A 2,553-nucleotide genomic window follows, 5' to 3' on the forward strand; every position below is an offset into this window, starting at 1 on the left:
CTTTCCAATCGCGACTGGGCTTCTGCTCCATCAAGGCCCGCGTCGGTGGTCGCCAGCCGTGCGAGAATCCGGTCGACCGGATCCTTCCAGATTTCTTCCGCGCCGATTTCGCTAACTTCGGGATTCATACAACATTCCTGAAAGAGGCTGCCGCCTGCCGATCTCCCGAGCGTTTATTAGGAGGAAAAATCTTGTTCATGGTTGACGTGTGTCAAGCCAACTTTCCCATCACCACCAGGCTGTTTTGACGCGTGGTCTTCCGGTTCGCGGTTTCGCGCTGTGGGTCATTGAATCGATTTTGCGACATTTTTTCTACTCCGGATCTTTATCAAGGTCGCTCGGTATTGCGGCAGATCAACTCGTTTGCCCTTCGTCACTGCAATGCTTCCGTGATTTTTCTGTAGATGGAGGTTTCTCATGAAGACCCGATTGATCGTAGTTGGTGTTCTTGGCATTCTTTCAATGCCTCTCGTTGCACAGGCCCAAGGCATCGTGCGCGGCGGCGAGCGCGGTGCGGCCGAGGGTGGACGCGCAGCCGGTCCGGTTGGTGCGGCTGTTGGTGGTGTCGTCGGTGGCGTGACCGGCGGTGTCGTCGGTGGTGTCAGCGGCGTATTGGGCATGCATGGGTATCGCCACCGCGGTCACTATCGTCACCACCGCCGCAATTATCGGTAGGTGATGCGTAGGGCAATGTGATAGCCGCCCGATCAGACCATGCACTCCCTTATCAGGTGGAATGAGCGTGCATTCTGCGCGAATTGGTTATGCGGGGTTTGATGAGTATCGTGTGAGTGCATTTAACCTTGATAGGTGCGGTGATGCATATTACGAAGCGGCCATTGTGTTCCGTCTGCAAGCACAGCATGGGACTAGATATGAGCCACTTCCCTTTGAGGATTTAACGCTTTGAAGTAAGGCCGCCTCAATTCGAGGTCTCCTTCGTTCAAATTATGAGGGCTCGTCCTCCCTTATCTCAGGCTTGTCGTGCAGAACGGCGTTCAGCAGTGATTGGTGAACGTGGATCGTGCCGTTGTAGTCGATCCAGCCGAGCTTGCGGAACTTGTTCATGAAGAAACTGACGCGAGATCGGGTGGTACCTATCATCTCGGCAAGCGCTTCCTGGCTGAGATTAATTGGAGCGATCGGGGGGCTACCTTCCTTGCCATAATTTGCGAGAAGCAAAAGAAGACGGGCCAGCCGCCTTTCACTCGAATTGAAAAGCTGGTCAATTATATCACCTTCAATCCTGCTGTTTCTGCTCAGCAGGTGGCCCATAAAGAATTTGGAGAAGGCCGGCTGATTCTCGAGCGCCTCGAACATCGAATCTTTCTCGATGGACGTTAAACGGCAATCTGTCAGCGTCCTCGTCGTTGCCATCCGATGCGCTTGGCCGCTGAGACAGCCCTCACCGAAAAACTGCCCCGTTTCCAAGATCGCAACGATCGCTTCCTTGCCTTGTTCGGAGGTGACCGTGACCTTCACCCGCCCATCCTGGATGTAGAAGACCGAATCCGCGCTCGCCCCCTGGACAAAGATGTTGGCATTTTTCTTATAATCGGAGGTCGATCTCCCGACGCCGATCTGCGCCAGGAACTTGCGGGGATCGCTTTCGGTAGGCCTAACAGGCTGCGATGGTTTCTGCACTGCGCTTTCCTTGGAAAGGGCGGGAGCGCAAAACTCTCAGTCACCGATGAAAGCCGAGAAGGCGGTGCGGTGATCCAACCACTATGCACTGTGCCGCTCCGGAAAGATGGTCAATTTTGCACGTTCACTACCTACGGGCTGCGGCAAATTGTGCCGCCGACGCCAGTCCTTCCGGCGGTTCCCGCCGGGCGCGAATCGTCAGCGGCCGCCATGGCGGCGCTACTCGGTTTCGCTGGTCCGGGCATTTAGCTGGTGGCGCCGCTGTTTTTTGAGAGAACCGCGTCTTGAGTCTTCGGCGTCACTTTTCGCAACAGCGTCTTGCGGCACACGAGGTGCGTTCGACCGCTTGGACGGAGACGATTGCATAGGCACCGCCGCGTCGGGACCATGTTCCCTGACCGGCAGGGTTTCAAAGGGCATGGGAGCGTCCTTCTTCCTCAATGGCTTCTCCGTGAGCGACAAAAGGCCACGCGGGCATCACGCCGGACGGTCTTATGGAGTTGACTGTCTCGCTTCTCGCAAGAATTTCCGTCGCCATTGTTGCCAAGGTCGCTGCATGGCACAGGTTCCGCAGAACGCTCCACTGCGCCCTTTACGTTGGCGTTCGCAATTCTCCCCGGAGCCAGGCTGCCGTTTCCGGGGATTTCATCGGATCGATAAGATCGACCACGCGCTGATGAACATGATCGCAAGCAGGACATTCGAATGTTCGGATGTCAAAGCTCGCGGAGCCGGAGGTGATATGTACCAGCGCGGTCGCTGTTTGGCATCGAGGACACGGCGGACGTTGATAGATACTCATGGTTCGCGCCTTAACTCAGGCGGGAGCTTACAGAACTCTCAGTCACCGGTGTTTGCCGAGGGAGGACGGTGATGTCGTGAGCTTGCGGCAACACCACGCCTGCCGCC

At 56.4% G+C, this 2,553-nt stretch carries 3 protein-coding genes; 1 reads left to right on the forward strand and 2 read right to left on the reverse strand.

Annotated elements, in window-relative coordinates; all coding sequences use genetic code 11:
- A partial coding sequence (locus HB630_RS28140) for a hypothetical protein (RefSeq protein WP_213775994.1) occupies positions 1-248 on the forward strand: 248 nt, incomplete at its 5' end.
- A gap of 211 nt (positions 249-459) precedes the next feature.
- On the opposite strand, the gene HB630_RS28145 is transcribed toward HB630_RS28140, so the two are convergent.
- Positions 460-624 carry a hypothetical protein gene (locus HB630_RS28145; RefSeq protein WP_213775995.1) on the reverse strand — a complete coding sequence of 55 codons (165 nt, stop codon included), beginning with the start codon at positions 622-624 and terminating at the stop codon, positions 460-462.
- Between the two features lie 324 nt (positions 625-948).
- The gene (locus HB630_RS28150) at positions 949-1,644 is read right to left on the reverse strand and encodes a cyclic nucleotide-binding domain-containing protein (RefSeq protein ID WP_213775996.1); all 696 of its coding nucleotides are present in this window, start codon (positions 1,642-1,644) and stop codon (positions 949-951) included.
- Between the last annotated feature and the right edge of the window lie 909 nt (positions 1,645-2,553).

This window comes from Bradyrhizobium sp. dw_78, from assembly GCF_018449525.1.
Classification (GTDB): Bacteria; Pseudomonadota; Alphaproteobacteria; order Rhizobiales; family Xanthobacteraceae; genus Bradyrhizobium.